Source organism: Actinophytocola sp., assembly GCF_036378875.1.
In the GTDB taxonomy this organism is placed as follows: domain Bacteria; phylum Actinomycetota; class Actinomycetes; order Mycobacteriales; family Pseudonocardiaceae; genus Actinophytocola.
Window position 1 is genome coordinate 35,461 of the sequence record NZ_DASUVO010000165.1, and the last position, 21,447, is coordinate 56,907.

19 protein-coding genes are annotated in these 21,447 nt (G+C 69.5%); 16 read left to right on the forward strand and 3 right to left on the reverse strand.

Annotated elements, in window-relative coordinates:
* The first annotated feature begins 20 nt into the window (after positions 1-20).
* The 3 genes from VF106_RS45750 (at position 21) to pheT (ending at position 4,530) form a co-directional block, all read left to right on the forward strand.
* A complete protein-coding gene (locus tag VF106_RS45750; protein WP_330846349.1) occupies positions 21-812 on the forward strand; it encodes a DUF6159 family protein in 792 nt (263 codons plus the stop codon).
* A 110-nt stretch (positions 813-922) separates the two neighbouring features.
* Positions 923-1,990 (forward strand): phenylalanine--tRNA ligase subunit alpha, encoded by a 1,068-nt coding sequence (pheS, locus tag VF106_RS45755; RefSeq protein WP_330846350.1) that lies wholly within the window; start codon positions 923-925, stop codon positions 1,988-1,990.
* A 35-nt stretch (positions 1,991-2,025) separates the two neighbouring features.
* The gene (gene pheT, locus VF106_RS45760) at positions 2,026-4,530 is read left to right on the forward strand and encodes a phenylalanine--tRNA ligase subunit beta (RefSeq protein WP_330846351.1); all 2,505 of its coding nucleotides are present in this window, start codon (positions 2,026-2,028) and stop codon (positions 4,528-4,530) included.
* 617 nt (positions 4,531-5,147) lie between these two features.
* Here pheT and VF106_RS45765 read toward each other — a convergent pair.
* Positions 5,148-5,933 (reverse strand): AAC(3) family N-acetyltransferase, encoded by a 786-nt coding sequence (locus tag VF106_RS45765; RefSeq protein WP_330846352.1) that lies wholly within the window; start codon positions 5,931-5,933, stop codon positions 5,148-5,150.
* 21 nt (positions 5,934-5,954) lie between these two features.
* Complete coding sequence (locus VF106_RS45770) at positions 5,955-6,641, reverse strand: DNA alkylation repair protein (RefSeq protein WP_330846353.1); 687 nt, start codon at positions 6,639-6,641, stop codon at positions 5,955-5,957.
* 357 nt (positions 6,642-6,998) lie between these two features.
* On the opposite strand from VF106_RS45770, the gene VF106_RS45775 reads away from it, so the two are divergent.
* Complete coding sequence (locus VF106_RS45775; protein WP_414639223.1) at positions 6,999-8,597, forward strand: alpha/beta hydrolase; 1,599 nt, start codon at positions 6,999-7,001, stop codon at positions 8,595-8,597.
* Positions 8,598-8,632: 35 nt separating this feature from the next.
* On the opposite strand, the gene VF106_RS45780 is transcribed toward VF106_RS45775, so the two are convergent.
* A complete protein-coding gene (locus tag VF106_RS45780) occupies positions 8,633-9,118 on the reverse strand; it encodes a GNAT family N-acetyltransferase (RefSeq protein ID WP_330846354.1) in 486 nt (161 codons plus the stop codon).
* A gap of 61 nt (positions 9,119-9,179) precedes the next feature.
* Between VF106_RS45780 and argC the strand changes: the two genes are divergently transcribed.
* From argC to tyrS, 12 genes are read left to right on the forward strand one after another with little or no spacing between them, the layout of a single operon-like run.
* Positions 9,180-10,196: an N-acetyl-gamma-glutamyl-phosphate reductase gene (gene argC, locus VF106_RS45785; protein ID WP_330846355.1), complete on the forward strand. Its 1,017-nt coding sequence runs from the start codon at positions 9,180-9,182 to the stop codon at positions 10,194-10,196.
* Between the two features lie 34 nt (positions 10,197-10,230).
* Positions 10,231-11,388 (forward strand): bifunctional glutamate N-acetyltransferase/amino-acid acetyltransferase ArgJ, encoded by a 1,158-nt coding sequence (argJ, locus tag VF106_RS45790; protein ID WP_330846356.1) that lies wholly within the window; start codon positions 10,231-10,233, stop codon positions 11,386-11,388.
* Positions 11,385-12,269 (forward strand): acetylglutamate kinase, encoded by an 885-nt coding sequence (argB, locus tag VF106_RS45795; protein ID WP_330846357.1) that lies wholly within the window; start codon positions 11,385-11,387, stop codon positions 12,267-12,269. Before argJ ends, argB begins: the two co-directional genes overlap by 4 nt.
* On the forward strand, positions 12,266-13,456 hold the full coding sequence (locus tag VF106_RS45800; RefSeq protein ID WP_330846358.1) for an acetylornithine transaminase: 1,191 nt from the start codon (positions 12,266-12,268) through the stop codon (positions 13,454-13,456). Before argB ends, VF106_RS45800 begins: the two co-directional genes overlap by 4 nt.
* A gap of 2 nt (positions 13,457-13,458) precedes the next feature.
* A complete protein-coding gene (gene argF / locus VF106_RS45805; protein WP_330846359.1) occupies positions 13,459-14,376 on the forward strand; it encodes an ornithine carbamoyltransferase in 918 nt (305 codons plus the stop codon).
* Positions 14,373-14,879 carry an arginine repressor gene (locus VF106_RS45810; protein ID WP_330846360.1) on the forward strand — a complete coding sequence of 169 codons (507 nt, stop codon included), beginning with the start codon at positions 14,373-14,375 and terminating at the stop codon, positions 14,877-14,879. The genes argF and VF106_RS45810 overlap by 4 nt, the downstream gene beginning before the upstream one ends.
* Positions 14,876-16,072, forward strand: a complete 1,197-nt coding sequence (locus VF106_RS45815) for an argininosuccinate synthase (protein ID WP_330846361.1) — start codon at positions 14,876-14,878, stop codon at positions 16,070-16,072. Before VF106_RS45810 ends, VF106_RS45815 begins: the two co-directional genes overlap by 4 nt.
* Entirely contained in the window at positions 16,065-17,468 is a 1,404-nt protein-coding gene (gene argH, locus VF106_RS45820) for an argininosuccinate lyase (RefSeq protein ID WP_330846362.1), read from the forward strand. Before VF106_RS45815 ends, argH begins: the two co-directional genes overlap by 8 nt.
* A gap of 36 nt (positions 17,469-17,504) precedes the next feature.
* A complete protein-coding gene (locus tag VF106_RS45825; protein ID WP_330846363.1) occupies positions 17,505-18,074 on the forward strand; it encodes a helix-turn-helix domain-containing protein in 570 nt (189 codons plus the stop codon).
* Complete coding sequence (locus VF106_RS45830; protein ID WP_330846365.1) at positions 18,071-19,306, forward strand: MFS transporter; 1,236 nt, start codon at positions 18,071-18,073, stop codon at positions 19,304-19,306. The genes VF106_RS45825 and VF106_RS45830 overlap by 4 nt, the downstream gene beginning before the upstream one ends.
* Before the next feature lie 10 nt (positions 19,307-19,316).
* Positions 19,317-19,937: a DNA-3-methyladenine glycosylase gene (locus tag VF106_RS45835; RefSeq protein ID WP_330846366.1), complete on the forward strand. Its 621-nt coding sequence runs from the start codon at positions 19,317-19,319 to the stop codon at positions 19,935-19,937.
* A gap of 45 nt (positions 19,938-19,982) precedes the next feature.
* A complete protein-coding gene (gene tyrS, locus VF106_RS45840) occupies positions 19,983-21,257 on the forward strand; it encodes a tyrosine--tRNA ligase (RefSeq protein WP_330846367.1) in 1,275 nt (424 codons plus the stop codon).
* Positions 21,258-21,447: the final 190 nt, after the last annotated feature.

Genomic DNA, 21,447 nt, shown 5'->3' on the forward strand with positions numbered 1-21,447 from the left:
GGCTCGGACGTTCCTGGCAGATGTTCAAAGCGTCCTGGCGGGTGCTGCGGTCCCGCAAGGAGCTGGCGGTCTTCCCGGTGCTGTCCGGCTCCGCCGGACTCGTGGTAGTGATCATCTTCCTGACCCCGGCCGTGTTCACCTACCAGCCGGACGGCGACGCCACGCCGGGCACCTACGCGCTGCTCGCCGGGTTCTACGTGGTCAGCGCGTGTGTCACGACCTTCTTCAACGCCGGGCTCATCTCGCAGGCCGACATCGCGCTGAAGGGCGGTGACCCGAGCGTCGCGGGCGGGCTGCGCACCGCGGGGTCGATGTCCGGCCGTCTGCTGCCATGGGCGCTGCTGACCGCGACCGTCTCGTTGATCATCCGGATGGTCAAGGAGCGGCTGGGCTTCCTCGGCCGGATCGTGGGCGGGCTCGCGGGGATGGCCTGGAACCTCGTCACCTACCTGGTGCTGCCGGTCATGGTGATCGAGGGCACGACCACGAAGCCCGCCATCAAGCGCTCGGCCGAGCTGTTCCGCGGCACCTGGGGTGAGAACGTGCTGGGCAACGCGGGCATCGGGGCGGTCAGCGTCCTGCTGGTGCTGCCGAGCCTCCTGCTCATCGTGCTGGGTGCCGTCGCGGGCGGCGCGACGGCGCTGGTCCTCCTCGGCATCGCCGTGCTGTGGTTCCTTGGTGTCGTCGTGGTGACCAGCGCGTTGTCCGGGATCTACCAGACCGCGCTGTACCACTTCGCGGCGACCAGGGCCGTGCCGGAGCAGTTCGCCGGCATCGACCTCGGCCACGCGTTCCCCCAGAAGGACCGTTAGGGGAAACTGGGTGCGGGTGGCGTCGGCCGATCACCTAGGATCACTGTGCTCGCGGTGTACGCGCGCGGGCACCAGATCCGGCTAACCGTCCCTGGGAGCTCGCACCCACCATGTCCGCAGCCAACGACTCCTATGACCCGAAGCAGGTCGCGGCGCTCGCGCCCGAGACACTGCAGGCTGCCGTGGAGCAGGCGCGCAAGGAGTTCGAGGCGGTCGCCGACCTGGCCGCGCTGGCCGCGGTCAAGCCCGCCCACCTGGGGGACAAGGCGCCGCTCATGATCGCCCGGCGCGAGATCGGCGCCCTGCCGCCGCACGCCAAGGCCGACGCCGGCAAGCGGGTCAACGAGGCGCAGAAACTCGTCCGGGAGGCGTTCGACGAGCGCCGCGTCGAGTTGGAGGCCGACCGCGACCAGCGGGTGCTCCGCGAGGAGGCGGTCGACGTCACGCTGCCGTGGGACCGCGTGCCGAGAGGTGCCCGGCACCCGCTGACCACGCTGTCCGACCGGATCGCGGACGTGTTCGTCGCCATGGGCTGGGAGATCGCCGAAGGCCCCGAGGTCGAAACCGAGTGGTTCAACTTCGACGCGCTGAACTTCAAGAAGGACCACCCGGCCCGCACGATGCAGGACACGTTCTACCTCGAGCCGGAGGACTCCGGCCTGGTCCTGCGCACGCACACCTCGCCGGTCCAGATCCGCTCGCTGCTCGAGCGTGACCTGCCGGTGTACGTGGTGTGCCCTGGCCGCACGTTCCGCACCGACGAGCTCGACGCCACCCACACGCCCGTCTTCCACCAGGTCGAGGGCCTGGCCGTGGACAAGGGCCTCACCATGGCCCACCTGAAGGGCACGCTGGACGCGTTCGCCAAGGCCATGTTCGGCGACAAGTCGAGGATCCGGCTGCGCCCGTCGTACTTCCCGTTCACCGAGCCGTCCGCGGAGCCCGACGTGTGGTTCCCCGAGAAGAAGGGCGGCGCGGGCTGGGTGGAGTGGGGTGGCTGCGGCATGGTCAACCCCAACGTGTTGCGTGCCTGCGGCATCGACCCCGACGTCTATTCCGGCTTCGCCTTCGGTATGGGCATCGAGCGGACGCTGCAGTTCCGCAACGGCATCCCGGACATGCGTGACATGGTCGAGGGAGACGTCCGGTTCACGGCCCCGTTCGGTATCGAAGCCTGAACGCGCCCCACACCCGTCAGTAGGAGAGGAACACCGTGCGGGTCCCCGTCAGCTGGCTCACCGAGCACCTGGAGACGGACGAGAAGTTCACCGCGGAGCAGATCGCCGATGCGTTCGTGCGGGTCGGTCTCGAGGTCGAGGACGTCACCGCGCTCGGCCAGGTCACCGGTCCGGTCGTGGTCGGTCGCGTCGCCGAGATCGAGGAGCTCCCCGGCTTCAAGAAGCCGATCCGGCACTGCGTGGTCGAGGTGGCCGAGCCCGACGACCACGACGAGACCATGGGGCCTCGCATGCGGGGCATCATCTGCGGCGCGACGAACTTCGTCGAGGGCGACCTCGTGGTGGTCGCGTTGCCCGGTGCGGTGCTGCCCGGCGGGTTCGCGATCACCAAGCGCAAGACGTACGGGCGCTACAGCGACGGCATGATCTGCTCCGCGCGGGAGCTGGGGCTCGGCGACGAGCACTCCGGCATCCTCGTGCTGCCGAGCGGCGAGGCCGGCGCCGGTGACGACGCGATCGACCTGCTCGAACTCGACGACAGCGTGATCGAGCTGGCCATCACGCCCGACCGCGGCTACGCGTTCTCGATTCGCGGTCTGGCCCGTGAGCTGGCGTGCGCGCTCGACACCTCCTACCGCGACCCGGCGGCCATCGACGTGCCAGAGGCCGAGGGCGACGCGTTCCCGATCACGGTCGAGAACGAGGAGGACTGCCCGCGGTTCGTGGCGCGCCGCATCACCGGCGTCGACCCGACCGCGCCGACCCCGTTCTGGGTGCGCAGGCGGCTCATGCTCGCCGGCATCCGCTCGATCTCGCTGGCCGTCGACGTCACCAACTACGTGATGCTCGAGATGGGCCAGCCCATGCACGCGTTCGACACGCCGTCGATCAAGGGCGGCATGGTCGTGCGCAGGGCGCGGGCGGGGGAGAAGCTCAAGACCCTCGACGACGCCGAGCGCACGCTGGACCCGGACGACATCATCATCGCCGACGAGACGGGTCCCATCTCGCTGGCCGGCGTGATGGGTGGCGCGAGCACCGAGGTCCGCGCGGACAGCTCGGACATCCTGCTGGAGGCGGCGAACTGGGAGCCGACGGCCATCGCGCGGACGGTGCGCCGGCACAAGCTGCCGTCGGAGGCCTCGAAACGGTTCGAGCGGCGCGTCGACCCCATGATCGCGCCGATGGCGCTGGAGCGGGCCGCGCGGCTGTTGCGTGAGCACGCCGAAGGCAGCATCAAGCCGGGCCGCACCGACGTCGGTGGCGTGATCGCGCTGCCGACCGTGACCATGCCGATCGCCCTGCCGGACCAGGTCGCCGGCGTGCGGTACAAGAGCGGCGCGACCGTGCACCGCCTCCAGCAGATCGGCTGTACGACTGACCTGTTCACCGGCGACGACGGCAAGCCGCGCGTGGTCGCCCAGCCGCCGACGTGGCGCCCGGATCTCGTCGAGCCGGCGGACCTGGTCGAGGAGGTGCTGCGGCTCGAGGGCTACGACACGATCCCGACGGTGCTGCCGTCCGCCCCGTCCGGCAAGGGCGTGACCGCGAGCCAGCGCCGCCGGCGTGCGGTGGGCCGTGCCCTCGCCGAGGCCGGGTACGTCGAGGTGCTGCCGTTCCCGTTCGTGTCAAAGTCGGTGTGGGACGCGTTCGGCCTGGCAAAGGACGACAGCCGGCGACGCACGGTGTCGGTGCTCAACCCGTTGGAGGCGGACCGCAGCGAGTTGGCCACCACGGTGTTGCCGGGCCTCCTGGACGCCCTGACCCGCAACGTGTCCCGCGGCATGCGTGACGTCGCCCTGTTCCACATCGGACAGGTGACGCTGCCGAAGCCGCAGCAGGTGCCGGTGCCCACTGTTGGCGTGGCCGCCCGCCCGACCGAGGGTGAGATCGCTGCCCTGTACGCGTCGTTGCCGCAGCAGCCCGTGCACGCCGGGGTCGTCCTGGCAGGCAACCGGCAACGCCCCGGCTGGTGGGGCCCCGGCGAACCAGCGACCTGGGCCGACGCGGTGCGAGCCGCGCAGATCGTGGCTGAGGCGTCGGGTGTCGAGCTGACGGTCAAGGCAGCCGAACGCGCTCCGTGGCACCCCGGCCGGTGCGCCCACCTGCTGGTGGGCGACGTGTCCGTCGGCTACGCGGGCGAACTGCACCCGAAGGTCGTCGACGCACTGAACCTCCCGGCGCGCACCTGCGCGATGGAACTGAAGCTCGAGGCTCTACCCCTGGTGGACCGCAGGCCCGCACCGTCCCCGTCGCCGTACCCGCCGGTGCTGCTGGACGTGGCGCTGGTGGTCGACGCCAGCGTGCCGGTGGCGGACGTAGCAGGCGCCCTCCGCAACGGCGGCGGCGACATGCTGGAGGAGCTGCACCTGTTCGACGTGTTCACGGGCGAGCAGGTGGGCGAGGGCAAGCGTTCGCTGGCCTACTCACTCCGCTTCCGCGCGCCAGACCGCACGCTGACCGTGGAAGAAGCCACAGCAGCCCGCGACGCCGCGATAGCCGCGGCGGCAAGCCGTTTCGGCGCGGCACTCCGTTCCTGAGGGTTCGGCACACGCTGACCTGAGAGGAGTGGATCGGAAGGGCAGGTTTCTGGGCGGATGTGTTTTGAGAGCGCCAGAGGATGTCTCGCTGGGGCTCTGTGACACTCGGTCTTCGCCCACCGGTTCGCGCGGTTGCGCGCCCTTCTGAACCGACCCCTGCTGCGCAAGGTCCGCATCTCCACCCGCTTTCGGCAAGCTCAATCACTGCACCCTCGACGAAGCCGACCCAACCGGCTCGACATGCCTGGAAGACGCCGCCGTCCCGCCCGGCCACCAAGGCCCCGCTCGTCGACTGGTGCCAACCTGCGCGCTGCGCCAACAGGTCAGCCTTCCTGGTCTGGGCGCGGAGGTCACGCATCTGCGCGAGTTTCTGTTGGCAGTGTCGGGGCTGACCTTGAGGCCGTCGACTTCACCGAGCCAGCCGCGTTCAGTCGCTCGCGCAGCCGGTCGTTGAGGTTGACGATGATGGTCAGCAACCGAGGCTCCTGCGAGGGGTCCGGTCGAAGGACCGGGCACCTGCTGCGGGCTTAACCGTCCACCCGCCCGGTCTGCGTCCACTCGCCCGGTCTGCGTCCACTCGCCCGGTCTGCGTCCGTCCGCCCGGTCAGCTGCCAGCCCTACGCCTCCGGCCGGTTCGTGCGTAGCCATTCCACTGCGAATGCGATTGCCTCAGCTGCCGGGAACAGGCGAGTGTCAGCCGCGCCGACGCTTCCGCGCCGGAGTGTGGCTGTCTGCTCGTAGGCTGCGCCCAGTTTGTCGAAGTCGTCGCTGTTCGTGGCTACGTCCGTGTACGTGACCCACTCTCGTCCGCGTTCGGTGAGCAGCGCGCAGCCGTGCTCCGTTTTCGGAGACGGCACGCGGTACTCCGCCAGGTGGAACGCCGTGCAGACGTCGTAGCCGACACCGAGCAGCAGTACCCGGGCGCCCGCCCGCTCCAGCGCCGCCAGCGGCGAGCCCTCGCCGAGATGGCTTTCCAGCTCGTGCCTCGCCATCAGCGAAGACGCCTGGGCGCCCACCGCCGCGAACGACGCCTGTGGGTGGTTGCTCCGCACCGCCCCCGGCCACGTGCGCACTGCCTCCGCCAAAGCCCCGATGCCCCGACTCGGCCACACCGCCGGGTCGAAGGCCGGCATGTGCTCCCGGATCACCGGCCACCAGGACTCCGGCACCGGCGGACGCTGCCAGTGCTTCGGGTCCGAGTTCTCCATCGTCTGCGTCGGCACCACCAGCGTGCCGGCCGGACCGAGTACGTCGAGCAGCGCCTGCGTCACCGCTACCCGCCCACCCGGCACCCACCCGACCGCGCGCAGGGACGAGTGCACGATCACGGTGTCCCCGGAGCGAAGGCCAAGAGCGGTGAGGTCAGCGGCAAGCGAGGCACGCGTCGGCGGAAGGTCGGTCACATTCGCCATCGTGTCAGAGCACTACAAATGCTTTACCGCCTCTCGCACGGACAGCGGGGAGAGCCCCGGGTGACTGTTCACGAACGCCCGCACCCACTCCGGTTCGGTGCGGGCGAACTGGCGCAGCGCCCACCCGATGCCCTTGCGGATGAAGAAGTCCCGGTCATCGAGGTTCGCCTCGATCGCGGACGACAGCAGCTTCGTGTCGGTAGCCTCCTTGAAAGTGAGTTGGCAGATGATCGACGTGCGGCGTTTCCACAGGTCGGGGTCGGTAGCCCAGTCGTACATGGCCGGTGTTAGCTCGTCAGGGAAGCTGCGTAACAGAGGCCCGATCCGGCGGCTCGCTATTTCGTCCACGAAGTCCCACCAGGCACCGGTGATGATCATCTCCTCGTAGAGCGGCAGCAGTGCCGGTGTCTGCCACTGCGCATATCGGCGGTCGCCGGTGAGCGCGATCGCCATGTACCGCTCTTCCCGGTAGGCCGCCTCGCGCCACAGGGTCAGCACGCTCGCCCGCCAGTCCGCCTCATCGGTCAGCACGTGCTCGGCGAACAGCTGTCTACCGAGCGCTGCCCGCTCCGGCGACGGCACTCCACGGAACGGCAGCTCCGACTTCATGTACCGCTGCATGTCCGGTGCCTTGCGCGCGTCACCGCCAGCGGCGAGACCAGCGCGTACTGCCTTGACCAGAGTCTGGGATTCGTTCATGCCCCGCACGCTACGCCGACCGACCGACAATTCCCGCGTCATTGGCGAGCGAATGGCCGCCTCGTCTGAGGAGCCCGAGCGAATGTCCCATTCGTATGCACGAAAGTCCCACTCGTGCAGCAGGGGGCCCCCGGTTTTCACGCTACCAGCGGCCACCGACAATTTTGCGAGTTGCAAGATCTCATCGAGTGTCCCCGGCTGCGGTCTTGGGCCTACTTCGCTAGACCCGTACGCAAAGCGGGTGTTCAAGCTAGACGCTCAGACAGCAACCGAGTGGTAGCTCTCCGTATTGTCACGATCCGATAAAACGACTTTCGGGGTATTCCGTGGTCACTATTTCGGCGGCAGGCTCGTCCGGTGATCAAAACACGCAGATTCGCGGCCGTGGCGGCGGTCGTGGGAGTTGTGCTCAGTGCGTTGACGGTGTCGACGACCGCCTCCGCGGCGCCACAGAAATCGCCCGAATTCACTCCAAAAGCTATCCAATGGGGTGAATGCGACAATCCGAGGCTCGTGCAGGCCGGCGCGCAGTGCGGGTTCTTGGAGGTGCCGCTCGACTACGCGCACCCGAACGGCGAGAAGATCAAGCTTGCCGTCTCGCGGGTGACGCACAAGAGCCCTGACTCCGAGTACCAGGGCCCCATGCTGGTCAACCCCGGCGGCCCGGGTGGTTCCGGTCTGATCTACGCGATCTTCGGTGACTTCGTGCCGGACGGGGGCGGCGACAGCTACGACTGGATCGGTTTCGACCCGAGGGGTGTCGGATCCAGCCAGCCTTCGCTGTCGTGCATCCCGGACTACGACGGCTACAACCGCCCGTTCTTCGTGCCGATCACGCCCGGTCTCGAGCGGACCTGGCTGCAGCGCTCGAAGAACTACGCGCAGGCGTGCGGCGCGAACGGTGGCAAGCTCCTCGAGCACATGACGACCGTCGACTCGGCGAACGACATGGAGAGCATCCGCAAGGCGCTCGGCGTCAAGCAGATCAACTACTACGGCTTCTCCTACGGCACCTACCTCGGCCAGGTGTACGGCACGCTCTTCCCTGAGCGCTTCCGCCGCGTCGTCTTCGACGGCAACGTGAACCCGAAGCGGGTCTGGTACGACGCGAACATCGACCAGGACATCGCGTTCGACCGCAACATCAAGATCTACTTCGACTGGATCGCCAAGTACGACAGCGTCTACCACCTCGGCACCACCGGCCGGCAGGTCGAGGCGCTGTTCTACCAGAAGCAGGCCGAACTGCTGCGTGCCCCCGCCGGCGGCGTGATCGGCCCGGACGAGTGGACCGACGTCTTCCTGCAGGCCGCCTACTACGTCTACGGCTGGGAGGACGTCGCGAACGCGTTCGCCGGCTTCGTCCACGACGGTGACTGGGAGACGCTGCAGCAGCTGTACGGCACGCCGCCCTTCAACGACAACGGCCACGCCGTGTACCTCGCGGTGTCCTGCACCGACACGCAGTGGCCGAAGAACTGGACCAAGTGGCGCGTCGACAACTGGCGCACCTTCGCGCAGGCCCCGTTCGAGACGTGGGGCAACGTGTGGTTCAACGCGCCGTGCGTGTACTGGCCGGCGAGTGCCGAGAGGCCGGTGCAGGTCAACGGCCGCAGGGTCGCGAGCGCGTTGCTGATCAACGAGACGTTCGACTCGGCGACGCCGTACTCGGGGGCGCTCGAGGTCCGCAAGCTGTTCCCGAACTCGGTCCTGATCGAAGGCGTGAACGGCACCACCCACTCGGGATCCCTGTCCGGTGTGGAGTGCACCGACAGCCTCATCGTCAACTACCTGAAGACGGGTGCGTTGCCGGCACGCAAGTCGGGCAACCGTTCGGACGTCCAGTGCGACCCGGTTCCGCAGCCGGTCCCCGCTGGCGCGACGGCTGACCAGCGCTCGGCGACCGCGTCCGGCGCCACCGCGCGTGGCGAGCTGGCGGTCTCGATCCCACGTTGATGATCACGGGCGCCCCCGCCACGGGGGCGCCCGTCTCACACCGCACGCTCCATGCACACCATGTGCTCCCGCTCGTCCCAGGTCTCGGTGACGGCGAAGCCGAGGCGTTCGTACAGAGCGACGGCCCCCGTCCGCCATGCCCACACCGACAGCCGCACGGTGCCCGCGCCGGTTTCCGCGCCATGGGCGAGCGCGGCGGTGACCAGGCCGGATGCCACGCCTCGACCCCGGAACGCCGGGTCGGTCCAGAGCCTCTTGAACTCCAAACCGGCAGTGCCCGTCACCACCAGGCAGCCCACCACGGCGTTCCCGCTCACCGCCACCAGCACGAGATCGTCGGCGAACGCGGACCGCGGGTCCAGGACTTCCGCCCGGTAGCGAGCTGGTAGGTCGTCCACGCTCGCGACAGTCACACCCTTCTCGGCTTCCGTCCGCAGGTGGTAGGCCGTCAGCAACGCGGCAAGCCCCGGGTCAGCGGAGGGAGTCCAGCGCTCGATCACGACCTCGTCTTGATGAGTCACGTCATCAGCATCACCTATAACTCGGTTGAGTGAGTTTGCAGGGTCATGCATAATTATCCACGTGACGATCAGTATCGCGGTTGCCGGAGCCAGTGGGTACGCCGGCGGTGAGCTGCTCAGGCTGCTTCTCGGCCACCCGGACGTCGAAATCGGCGTGCTGACCGCGGGTGGCAACGCGGGCACGCCCCTGAGCGCCCATCAGCCCCACCTTCTCCCGCTCGCTGACCGCGTCCTCACCGACACCACGGCGGAGCACCTCGCCGGCCACGACGTCGTCTTCCTCGCCCTCCCGCACGGTCACTCCGCGGACATCGCGGCCCAGCTGGGCGACGACACGCTCGTCATCGACTGCGGCGCCGACCACCGCCTGGCCGACGAGAACGACTGGACCCGCTGGTACGGCGGCGAACACGCGGGCACCTGGCCCTACGGCATGCCCGAGCTGCCCGGCAACCGCGAGAAACTCGTGAACGCCAAGCGGATCGCGGTCCCCGGCTGCTACCCGACCGGCGCCTCCCTCGCGCTCGCCCCAGCCCTCCAGGCCGGCATGATCGAGCCCGACGTCGTGATCGTCTCGGTGAGCGGCACCTCAGGCGCCGGCAAGTCGCTCAAGCCGCACCTCCTCGGCTCCGAGGTCATGGGTTCGGCCAGCGCGTACGGGGTCGGCGGGGAGCACCGCCACACCCCCGAGATCACGCAGAACCTCTCGCGGGTGGCCGGCGCCAAGGTCGCGGTCTCGTTCACCCCGGTGCTCGCGCCCATGTCCCGCGGCATCCTCACCACGGCCTCCGCGCCCATCAAGAACGACATGGACGCCGACGAGGTCTACCGCAAGGCCTACGCCGACGAGCCGTTCGTCCACGTCCTCGAGCACGCCTGGCCCACCACCGCGGCCACGCTCGGCTCCAACGCCGTCCAGCTCCGCGCCACGGTCGACGCCGACGCCGGCCGCCTCGTCGTGGTCGCCGCCCTCGACAACCTCACCAAGGGCACCGCTGGCGCGGCCGTCCAGTCCATGAACATCGCACTCGGCCTGCCGGAGACGACCGGCCTGACCACTGTGGGGGTTGCTCCGTGACCGCCGACGTACTTTTTCCCGCGGAGGCGGCATCATGACAATCAACGCGCCCAAGGGTTTCCGGGCCGCGGGCCTGGCCGCCGGGATCAAGGAGAGTGGCGCCAAGGACCTGACCCTCGTGGTCAACGACGGCCCGCTCGACGCGGCGGCCGGTGTGTTCACCCGCAACAAGGTGAAGGCCGCGCCCGTCCTGTGGTCCCAGCAGGTGCTGAGCACCGGTCGCGCGAAGGCCGTCGTACTCAACTCCGGTGGCGCGAACGCCTGCACCGGCCCGGAAGGCTTCCAGGACACGCATGCCACCGCCGAGCACGTCGCCGAGACCCTGGGCATCGGCGCGATCGACGTCGCCGTGTGCTCGACCGGCCTGATCGGCGCCCGGCTGCCGATGGACAAGCTCAAGGCCGGTGTCACGAAAGCCGCCGAGCAGCTCGCCGCGACCCCGGAGGCGGGACGTGACGCCGCCGAGGGGGTCATGACCACCGACACGGTGCCCAAGCAGGCGCAGGTCAGCGGCGACGGCTGGACCATCGGCGGCTTCGCCAAGGGCGCCGGCATGTGCGCCCCCAACATGGCCACGATGCTGTCGGTCCTCACCACCGACGCCGTGCTCGACCAGCCCGACCTCGACAAGGCACTGCGGCAGGCGGTCGACGCCACCTTCAACTCCCTCGACGTCGACGGCGGCACCTCGACCAACGACACCCTCCTGCTCCTGTGCTCAGGCGCGTCCGGCGTGACCCCCACGGTGGCGGAGTTCACCCAGAAGCTGACCGAGATCTGCCACGACCTCGTCAAACAGCTGCAGGCCGACGCGGAGGGCGTCACCAAGCACGTCACCATCACGGTGACCGGCGCGGCCACCGACGCCGAGGCGCACGCCGCCGCCAAGGTCGTCGCGCAGGACAACCTGTGCAAGACCGCCTTCTTCGGCTCCGACCCCAACTGGGGCCGTGTCGCGATGGCGGTCGGCAACGCGCCGACCGAGTTCGACGGCGGCAAGCTGGACATCACGATCAACGGCATCCCGGTCTGCGTGAACGGCAGCCTCGGCGAGGACCGCGGCAAGGCCGACCTGTCCGGCCGCGACATCACGGTCGAGATCGACCTGCACGCCGGCCAGGGCACGGCGACCGTGCTCACCACCGACCTGTCGCACGGCTACGTCGAAGAGAACAGCGCGTACTCGTCATGACCATCCCCCAGGCGACGGAGAAGGCCGCCGTCCTGATCGAGGCTTTGCCGTGGCTGCAACGGTTCCACGGCGCGACGGTCGTCGTGAAGTACGGCGGCAACGCGATGGTCGACGACGAGTTGAAGGCCGCGTTCGCGCAGGACATGGTGTTCCTCAAGCTCGCCGGTCTGCACCCGGTCGTCGTGCACGGCGGCGGCCCGCAGATCACCGCCATGCTCAACCGGCTCGGCATCCCCGGTGAGTTCAAGGCGGGCCTGCGGGTCACCACACCCGAGACCATGGACGTGGTGCGGATGGTGCTCACCGGTCAGGTCAGCCGCGAGCTCGTCGCGCTGATCAACGCTCACGGCCCGTACGCGGTCGCGATCTCCGGCGAGGACGCGCACCTGCTGACCGCACAGCGCAGAACGGCAACGGTGGACGGCGAGGAGGTCGACCTCGGCCTGGTCGGCGACGTGATCGCGGTCAACCCGGAGGCGGTGGTCGACATCATCAACGCCGGCCGCATCCCGGTCGTGTCGACCGTCGCGCCGGACGTGGACGGCTTGGCGCACAACGTGAACGCGGACACCGCGGCCGCCGCCATCGCGGTCGCGCTGAACGCCGAGAAGCTCGTGATGCTCACCGATGTCGAGGGCCTGTACGCGGACTGGCCGAACAAGGACTCGCTGCTCAACCAGGTCCACGCCAACGAGCTGGAGAAGATGTTGCCCGGCCTGGCCAGCGGCATGATCCCGAAGATGGAGGCGTGTCTCGCGGCCGTGCGCGGCGGCGTGCCCCGCGCCCACGTGATCGACGGCAGGCTCGCGCACTCCGTGCTGCTGGAGGTCTTCACCGGCAGCGGCGTCGGCACCATGGTCCTCCCCGAGGAGACACAATGATCAGCTCCAACACCGACGGCCAGACGCGCTGGCAGTCGTCCCTCATGGACAACTACGGCACCCCCAAGCTCACGCTCGTGCGCGGTGAGGGCGCGTATGTGTGGGACGCCGACGGCAACCGCTACCTCGACCTGGTCGGCGGCATCGCGGTCAACGCGCTCGGTCACGCCCACCCGGCCGTCGTCCAGGCGGTGACCGAGCAGATCCAGACCCTCGCCCACACGTCCAACCTGTACGTCAACCAGCCGACCGTCGCCCTGGCCGACGAGCTGCTCGACATCGCCGGGCTGACCGGCCAGGCGAAGGTCCTTTTCTGCAACTCTGGTGCCGAGGCCGTCGAGGCGGCGCTCAAGCTGTCCCGTCTCACCGGCCGCACCAAGCTCGTGGCCTGCGACGGCGCCTTCCACGGCCGCACGATGGGCGCGCTCACGCTGACCGGACAGCCGCCGAAGCGGGAACCGTTCGCGCCGCTGCTGCCGGACGTCGAACACGTTCCCTTCGGCGACCCGGCGGCCCTGGAGGCAGCCGTCGACGAGCACACCGCCGCCGTGATCATCGAGCCGGTGCTCGGCGAGGGTGGCGTGCACCCGGCACCCGCCGGCTACCTGCAGAAAGCCAGACAGCTCACGAGCGAGCACGGCGCGCTGCTGGTCCTCGACGAGGTGCAGACCGGCCTCGGCCGCGTCGGCACGTGGTTCGCGTTCCAGCAGGCCGGCATCACCCCGGACGTCATCACCCTCGCGAAGGGCCTCGGCGGTGGCCTACCGCTGGGTGCCTGCATCGGCGTCGGCCCGGTCGGCGAGCTGATGAAACCCGGCCACCACGGCACGACGTTCGGCGGCAACCCCGTCTGCTGCGCGGCCGGCCTCGCGGTCCTCCGCACCATCGCCGCCGACGGTCTGGTCGAGCACGCCGCCGCGATCGGCAAGGAGATCGCGGCCGGCGTCGAGGCACTCGACCACCCGCTGGTCACCGAGGTCCGGGGGAGCGGCCTGCTGCTGGGCATCGGGCTCGCCAAGCCCGTCTCCGGCGCCGCCGCGCAGGCCGCCCAGGCCGCCGGCTACCTGGTCAACAACGTGCAGAAGGACTCGCTCCGGCTCATGCCGCCGTTGATCCTCGACACCGACCAGGTCCACGGTTTCCTCGACGTCCTACCCGACGTCCTCGACCAGGCACAGGAGGCGTGACCATGCCGAGGCACTTCCTGCGTGACGACGACCTGACCCCCGACGAGCAGCTCGCCGTCCTCGACCTGGCCGACGAGATGAAGGCCGACCCGCACGGCTTCACCCCGCTCACCGGCAAGTCCCTCGCGACGATCTTCGAGAAGAACTCCACCCGCACCCGGCTGTCGTTCGAGGTCGGCATCGCCCAGCTCGGCGGTCAGGCGATCGTCGTGGACGGTCGCACAATGCAACTCGGGCGTGAGGAGACCATCGAGGACACCTCGCGCGTGCTGTCCCGCTACGTCGACGCGGTCGTGTGGCGGACCTACGCGCAGGCCCGCATCGTGGCGATGGCCTCGGTGTCCCGCGGCCCGGTGATCAACGCGCTGACCGACGAGTTCCACCCCTGCCAGGTGCTCGCCGACCTGCAGACCATCCGTGAACGGCACGGCAGGCTCGCCGGCCTCACGCTCACCTACCTCGGTGATGGCGCCAACAACATGGCCCACTCGCTGCTGCTGGGCGGTGTCACCGCCGGACTGCACGTCCGCATCGCACACCCGGAGAACTTCGCCCCACACCCGGACGTGCTGCTCGACGCCAAGAAGCGGGCGGCGGACACCGGTGGCAGCGTGACCGTCCTGACCGAACCGAACGGCGCCGTCGACGGTTCCGACGTGCTGGTCACCGACACCTGGACGTCCATGGGCCAGGAGAACGACGGCAAGGACCGGGTGGCCCCGTTCCGGCCCTACCAGGTCAACGCCGAGCTGTTGGCCAGGGCGAACGAGAACGCGATCGTGCTGCACTGCCTGCCAGCGCATCGCGGCTGGGAGATCACCGACGAGGTGCTCGACGGCCCGATGAGCGCGGTGTGGGACGAGGCGGAGAACCGCCTGCACGCGCAGAAGGCCCTGCTCGCCTGGGTAATCCAACAATGACCGCGGCTACCCGGGTTGCCCGCCAGGCGAGGATCGTCGAGTTGGTCGCGTCCATGGGCATCCGCAGCCAGACGGAGTTGGCCAAACTCCTTGCTGGAGAAGGTATAGACGTCACCCAGGCGACCCTCTCCCGGGACCTCGACGAACTGGGCGCGGTCAAGCTGCGGGGCGTGGACGGTGGCGCCGCGGTCTACGTGATCCCCGAGGACGGCTCCCCGGTGCGTGGTGTGCAGGGCGGCACGTCCCGACTGTCGCGGCTGCTGGCCGAACTGCTCGTGGCGGCCGACTTCTCCGCGAACCTGACCGTCCTCCGTACCCCGCCCGGCGCCGCGCAGTTCCTGGCCAGCGCGATCGACCGGGCCGCCCTGCACGAGGTCGTCGGCACCATCGCCGGCGACGACACGGTGATGGTGATCGCCAGGGAGCCACTGTCCGGCAAGGACCTCGCCGAACGCTTCACCGCCCTCGCGGCGCGAACGAACCTAGAAGGAGAAACCGAATGACAGAGCGGATCGTCCTCGCCTACTCGGGCGGTCTGGACACGTCCGTGGCGATCGGCTGGATCGCCGAGGAGACGGGCGCCGAGGTGGTGGCGGTCGCCGTGGACGTCGGACAGGGCGGCGAGGACCTCGACACCATTCGCAAACGGGCTCTCGAGTGCGGCGCGGTCGACGCGCTCGTCGTCGACGCGCGGGACGAGTTCGCCGAGCAGTACTGCCTGCCCGCGCTGCAGGCCAACGCGCTCTACATGGACCGCTACCCGCTGGTCTCCGCGCTGTCCCGGCCGGTGATCGTCAAGCACCTCGTGACGGCCGCGAAGTCGCACGGCGCAACCACCGTCTCGCACGGCTGCACCGGCAAGGGCAACGACCAGGTCCGCTTCGAGGTCGGCATCGGCGCGCTCGCGCCCGACCTCAAGGTGATCGCCCCGGTCCGCGACTTCGCATGGACCCGCGAGAAGGCCATCGCCTGGGCGCAGGACCGCAACCTGCCGATCGACCAGTCGAAGTCGTCGCCGTACTCGGTCGACCAGAACGTGTGGGGCCGCGCGGTCGAGACCGGCTTCCTCGAGGACATCTGGCACGCGCCGATCGAGGACGTCTATTCCTACACCGACAACCCGGCCGAGCCACGCGACGCGGATGAGGTCGTCATAACCTTCGACAAGGGCGTCCCGGTGGCCATCGACGGCGAGACCGTCACCGTCCTGCAGGCCATCCAGCAACTCAACCGCCGCGCGGGCGCCCAGGGCGTCGGCCGCCTGGACATGGTCGAGGACCGCCTCGTCGGCATCAAGAGCCGCGAGGTGTACGAGGCGCCCGGCGCGATCGCGCTGATCACCGCGCACCAGGAACTGGAGGCCGTCACGGTTGAGCGCGACCTGGCCAGGTACAAGCGGCAGGTCGAGCAGCGCTGGGGCGAGCTGGTGTACGACGGCCTGTGGTTCTCGCCGCTCAAGGACGCACTGGACGCGTTCATCGTGAACTCGCAGGAGCACGTCTCCGGTGACATCCGGATGGTGCTGCACGGCGGCCGCGCGGTCGTGAACGGGCGGCGCAGCGAGGCGTCCCTGTACGACTTCAACCTGGCCACCTACGACGAGGGCGACACGTTCGACCAGTCGCTCGCCAAGGGCTTCGTCCAGCTGTGGGGCCTGCCGTCGAAGATCGCCGCGAAGCGGGACCAGCATGGCTGAGGCACTGTGGGGTGGCCGGTTCTCGGCAGGGCCCGCCGATGCGATGGCGGCGCTGTCCCTGTCCACCCACTTCGACTGGAAGCTCGCGCAGTACGACATCGCGGGCTCGCGAGCGCACGCCCACGTCCTGCACAACGCGAAGCTGCTGACCGACGGCGAGCTCGCCGGCATGCTCGCCGCGCTGGACCAGCTGTCCGCCGAAGTGGCCTCCGGCGAGTTCACGCCTGCCCCGTCGGACGAGGACGTGCACACCGCCCTCGAACGAGGGCTCATCGAACGTGCCGGCCCGGAGCTCGGCGGCAAGCTCCGGGCCGGCCGGTCACGCAACGACCAGGTGGCCACGCTGTTCCGGATGTTCCTTCGGGACTCAGCCCGCGGCATCGCGCTCGGCGTGACCCACGTCGTCGAGGCACTGCTCCACCAGGTGGACCAGCACCCGACCGCGGTCATGCCGGGCCGCACCCACCTCCAGCACGCCCAGCCCGTGCTGCTGGCCCACCATCTCCTGGCGCACGTCCAGGCGCTGCTGCGAGACATCGACCGGCTGCGGGACTGGGACCGGCGTACCGCGGTGTCCCCGTACGGCTCGGGCGCCCTTGCCGGCTCGTCGCTGGGCCTCGACCCGGAGGCGGTGGCCAAGGAGCTGGGCTTCGACGCGGCCTCCGCGAACTCCATCGACGGCGTCGCGTCCCGTGACTTCGCAGCCGAGATGGCGTTCTGCCTGGCCATGCTGGGGGTGAACCTGTCCAGGATCGCCGAGGAGGTGATCATCTGGACGACCGCGGAGTTCGGCTACGCGAAGCTCGACGACGCGTGGGCGACCGGTTCGTCGATCATGCCGCAGAAGAAGAACCCGGACGTCGCGGAGCTGACCCGCGGCAAGGCCGGCCGTCTGATCGGTAACCTGACCGGGCTGCTCGCGGTGCTCAAGGCCCAGCCGCTCGCCTACAACCGCGACCTCCAGGAGGACAAGGAGCCGCTGTTCGACTCGGTCGAGCAGCTGACGCTGCTGCTTCCCGCGATCGCCGGCATGCTGCGCACGCTGACGTTCGACACCGACCGCCTGGCGGAGCTGGCGCCGGCAGGCTTCACCCTCGCCACGGACATCGCCGAGTGGCTGGTGCGCCAGGGCGTCCCGTTCCGCGTCGCGCACGAGGCGGCGGGGGAGTGCGTGCGGGTCGCCGAGTCCCGCGGCGTGGGTCTGGAGGATCTGACCGACGAGGAACTAGCCGGCGTGCACCCGGCGCTGTCGCCGGAGGTTCGGGACGTGCTGACCGTCGAAGGCTCGGTCGCGTCCCGCGACGCGTACGGCGGCACGGCCCCGACACGGGTCGCCGAACAGCGTGCGATGGTGGACCACGTGCTCGCCGACCTGCGGATCTGGTTTGCACAATAGTTGTGCATAACTTGTGTGCACAGTTATTGTGCATGCATGGATCACATTCAGCTGGACAGCCGCGCCATCCGTGTGCTCGCCCACCCACTCCGGGCGCGGCTGCTCAGCGAGCTGCGGGTGAACGGCGCCGCCACCGCCACCCAGCTCGCTGAGCGACTCCACACGAATACCGGCGCCACCAGCTACCACCTGCGCAAACTCGCCGAGGTCAACCTCGTCGTCGAGACCGGGGAGGGCACCGGCAAACAACGGTTCTGGGCGCCGGCGCAGGAGTCGCACGGCTGGTCGGACACCGAGCTGGTCGACGACCCCGACGCCATGGCGGCCTCCGGCTGGCTGCGTCAGCACTACCAGAGCTACTTCGCCGAGAAGGTGGCCCGCTGGGAGGACGAACGGCCGCACTGGCCCCTCGCGTGGCGGGACGCCGCACGCGCCTCCGACGCCCTCATCACTGCCACCGCCGAGGAACTGGACGAGCTGATGACCGAGCTCGAATCGGTGATGCTCCGGTTCAAGGAGCGATTCGGTGACGAGCCGCGACCCGGCGCCCGGCGGGTGTCGGTCCAGCTGAACTCGATGCCCATCGACCTCGACGACCGGCCGTGACCGCCCGGCAGGCGCGGTTCCGCTACCTGCTGCTCCTGGCGTTGCGGTGGTTCCCGGTCGGTCTCGGATTCCCGGTCCTTGTGCTCCTGCCGCTCGACCGCGGGCTGACCCTGGCGCAGGTGGGGCTCGCCGCGTCCGTGCAGGGCTTCGTGGTTCTCCTGCTCGAGCTGCCGACCGGCGGGTTGTCCGACTCGTGGGGCAGACGACCGGTGCTCGTGCTGTCCGCCGCGGTGTCGGCCGTGTCACTGACACTGTTGGCGTTCGCCGACACGTTCGCGATGTTCGCGGTCGTCTACCTGCTGCAGGGGGTCTACCGGGCGCTCGACAGCGGACCACTCCAAGCCTGGTACGTGGACGCGACCCTGGCCGCCGACCCGTCCGCGAAGCTGGAGCGTGGGCTCAGCACGGGCGACACGGTCCTCAGCCTCTCGATCGGTGCGGCCGCGCTTGCCTCGAGCGGCATCGTCGCGTGGGTCCGGATTCCCGGCATTCCCGCGCTCGTGCTGCCGGTGCTGCTTGGTCTCGTCGTGCAACTCATCGGCCTCGCGGTACTGGCGGTCCTCGTCACCGAACCGACACGCCCCAGGGGAACGCTGACGGCGTCGATACGACAGGTGCCACGGGTGATCGCGGGTGGCGCGCGGGTGGTCCGCCGGTCCCCGATCCTGCTCTGCCTGCTCGGCGTCGAGCTGTGCTGGGGATTCGGCATGATCACGTTCGAGAAGCTGCTCCCGGTTCGCCTGTCGGAACTTGTCGGTGGCCCGGAGAAGGCGGCCGAGCTCACCGGTCCGGCCAGTTCCGCCGCGTGGCTGGTGTCGGCTCTGGGCGCCGCGCTGGTCCCCCTGCTCACGGCCCGGTGGGGCGTCGGTGTCACGGCGGTCCTGCTCCGGGTGCTGCACGGCGTCACCGTCGTCGGCATGGGGTTGCTCGCCGGCCCGGTAGGCGCCCTCGTCGGCTATCTGGCCTGCTACCTGGTGCACGGCGCCGCCAACCCGGTACACGACACGCTCCTGCACCGGGAGGTGACCGGAGAGCACCGGACGACCGTGTTGTCGCTGAACTCGATGGTGGCGCAGCCGGCCGGTTCCCTCGGCTTGATCGCTTTGACGGCACTCGCGTCCGGCGTCTCGACCAGCTTCGCCATCGTGGTGGGAGCGGTCGTGCTCGCGCTGGCCGCGCCCCTGTACCTGCCCGCGGTGCGTGCCGAGCGGCGAGAATCGCTGCCCGTATAGGGTCGAACACATGTCCGTCTCCGTGCCGCTCGATCGGCAGCTCACCAGGGAGGAACTGGCGGTCGATCCCGTCGACGCGGCCAAACTGCTGCTCGGCTGTGTGATCGAAGCCGGCGACGTGCGGGTGCGGCTGGTCGAGGTGGAGGCCTACCGCGGCGGCGACGACCCCGCCTCGCACTGCTACCGCGGCAAGACACCCCGCAACGAGGTGATGTTCGGGCCGGCCGGGCACCTGTACGTCTACTTCGTCTACGGCATGCACTTCTGTGCGAACGTGGTCTCCCTCACCGACGGTGTGCCGGGTGCGGTGCTGCTGCGTGCGGGCGAGGTGATCGGCGGCCTGGAGGAGGCGCGGTCGCGTCGTCCCGCCTCCCGCAGCAACACCGAACTGGCCAAGGGCCCCGCCCGGCTCACGTCCGTTCTGGGGCTGGAACGCGAGCACAACGGCGTCGACCTGACCGATCCCGCGTCACCGGTCCGGTTGCTGGCGGGCGAACCGGCGCCCACGGAGTCGGTCGTGGCCGGGCCACGAGTCGGGGTCGCGGTCGCGATGGACGTCCCGTGGCGGTTCTGGCTCGACGGCTCGCCCGCGGTGAGCGTCTACCGGCGGGGCGGCAAGCGCCGCGGCTGATACTCCCGCGACTGGTCACCGACCGATGCGGGAGAATCGACGACCGTGACGGAGCACATCCTCGACGAGCTGACCTGGCGCGGGCTGATCGCGCAGTCCACCGACCTCGACGCACTGCGGAAGGACCTCGACGCGGGCCCCCTGACGCTGTACGCCGGGTTCGACCCGACCGCGCCGAGCCTGCACGCCGGGAACCTCGTGCCCCTGCTCCTGCTGCGCCGCTTCCAGCGCGCCGGCCACCGGCCGATCGTGCTGGCCGGAGGTGCGACCGGCATGGTGGGCGACCCCCGCGACACAGGGGAACGCACGCTCCAGTCCCTGGACATCATCGCCGAGTGGACCCAGCGGATCCGCGGCCAGCTTGAGCGGTTCGTCGACTTCGACGACTCACCGACGGGCGCCGTCGTGGCCAACAATCTCGACTGGACCGCCGGCATGCCGGTGCTGGAGTTCCTCCGCGACGTCGGCAAGCACTTCTCGATCAACGTCATGCTCGCGCGTGAGACGGTCAAGCGGCGGCTCGACGGCGACGGCATGTCCTACACCGAGTTCAGCTACCTACTCCTGCAGTCATTCGACTACCTGCAGCTGTTCCGGAAGCACGGCTGCCTGTTGCAGGTCGGCGGCTCCGACCAGTGGGGCAACATCATCGGCGGGGTCGACCTCATCCGGAAGGTCGACGGCGGATCCGCGCACGCGCTCACCGCCCCGCTGGTCACCGACGCCGAGGGACGCAAGTTCGGCAAGTCGACCGGCGGCGGGAACATCTGGCTCGACCCCGCGCTGACCTCGCCGTACGCCTGGTACCAGTACTTCGTGAACGTCGGGGACGCCGACGTCCTGCGGTACCTGCGGATGTTCACGTTCCTGTCGCGCGAGGAGATCGACGCGCTCGAGAAGGACACGACGGAACGCCCGCATCTACGGGCCGCCCAGCGTCGGCTGGCCTCCGAGTTCACCACCCTTGTGCACGGTTCGCACGCGACCGAGCAGGTGGTCGCGGCGAGTGGAGCACTGTTCGGTCGCGGTGAGCTGCGGGACCTGGACGCGTCGACCCTCGACGCCGCCATGGCCGAGGTACCGACCGGGACCGTGCGCTTGGCGGACCAGCCGACGATCGTCGACCTGCTGGTGACGTCCGGGCTGGCGGAGAGCAGGGGGGCCGCGCGCCGTGTCGTGAAGGAGGGCGGGGCGTACGTGAACAACTCGAAGATCGCCGACGAGGAGTGGCAGCCGGCCTCCTCGGACCTCCTCCACGGGCGCTGGCTCGTGGTCCGTCGGGGCAAGCGAAGCACCGCAGGCGTCGAAACCACCCCCTGACCTGCGGAAACGCAGTTAGAGGGGGGTGGGTGAAACCGGGGTTTTGCCGCCGTGTAACTTTATCTCTGCCAGCGCGGAACGGGCCGGAAAGCCGGACCGGAGTGTTGGTGGGGGTCGCGAACCAAGCTCTCACCGGTGGTGATAGAGTGGGCGGCCTGTAGGATCAAGCCCCTGGATGATGACTACTTGT

Coding starts and splice junctions, on each gene's coding strand:
- VF106_RS45810 (WP_330846360.1), top strand. CDS start 14,373: ATGACCGCGGCTACCCGGGTTGCCCGCCAGGCGAGGATCGTCGAGTTG.
- VF106_RS45750 (WP_330846349.1), top strand. CDS start 21: ATGTTCAAAGCGTCCTGGCGGGTGCTGCGGTCCCGCAAGGAGCTGGCG.
- VF106_RS45800 (WP_330846358.1), top strand. CDS start 12,266: ATGATCAGCTCCAACACCGACGGCCAGACGCGCTGGCAGTCGTCCCTC.
- argB (WP_330846357.1), top strand. CDS start 11,385: ATGACCATCCCCCAGGCGACGGAGAAGGCCGCCGTCCTGATCGAGGCT.
- VF106_RS45815 (WP_330846361.1), top strand. CDS start 14,876: ATGACAGAGCGGATCGTCCTCGCCTACTCGGGCGGTCTGGACACGTCC.
- argF (WP_330846359.1), top strand. CDS start 13,459: ATGCCGAGGCACTTCCTGCGTGACGACGACCTGACCCCCGACGAGCAG.
- pheS (WP_330846350.1), top strand. CDS start 923: ATGTCCGCAGCCAACGACTCCTATGACCCGAAGCAGGTCGCGGCGCTC.
- VF106_RS45825 (WP_330846363.1), top strand. CDS start 17,505: ATGGATCACATTCAGCTGGACAGCCGCGCCATCCGTGTGCTCGCCCAC.
- VF106_RS45835 (WP_330846366.1), top strand. CDS start 19,317: ATGTCCGTCTCCGTGCCGCTCGATCGGCAGCTCACCAGGGAGGAACTG.
- argH (WP_330846362.1), top strand. CDS start 16,065: ATGGCTGAGGCACTGTGGGGTGGCCGGTTCTCGGCAGGGCCCGCCGAT.
- VF106_RS45770 (WP_330846353.1), bottom strand. CDS start 6,641: ATGAACGAATCCCAGACTCTGGTCAAGGCAGTACGCGCTGGTCTCGCC.
- argJ (WP_330846356.1), top strand. CDS start 10,231: ATGACAATCAACGCGCCCAAGGGTTTCCGGGCCGCGGGCCTGGCCGCC.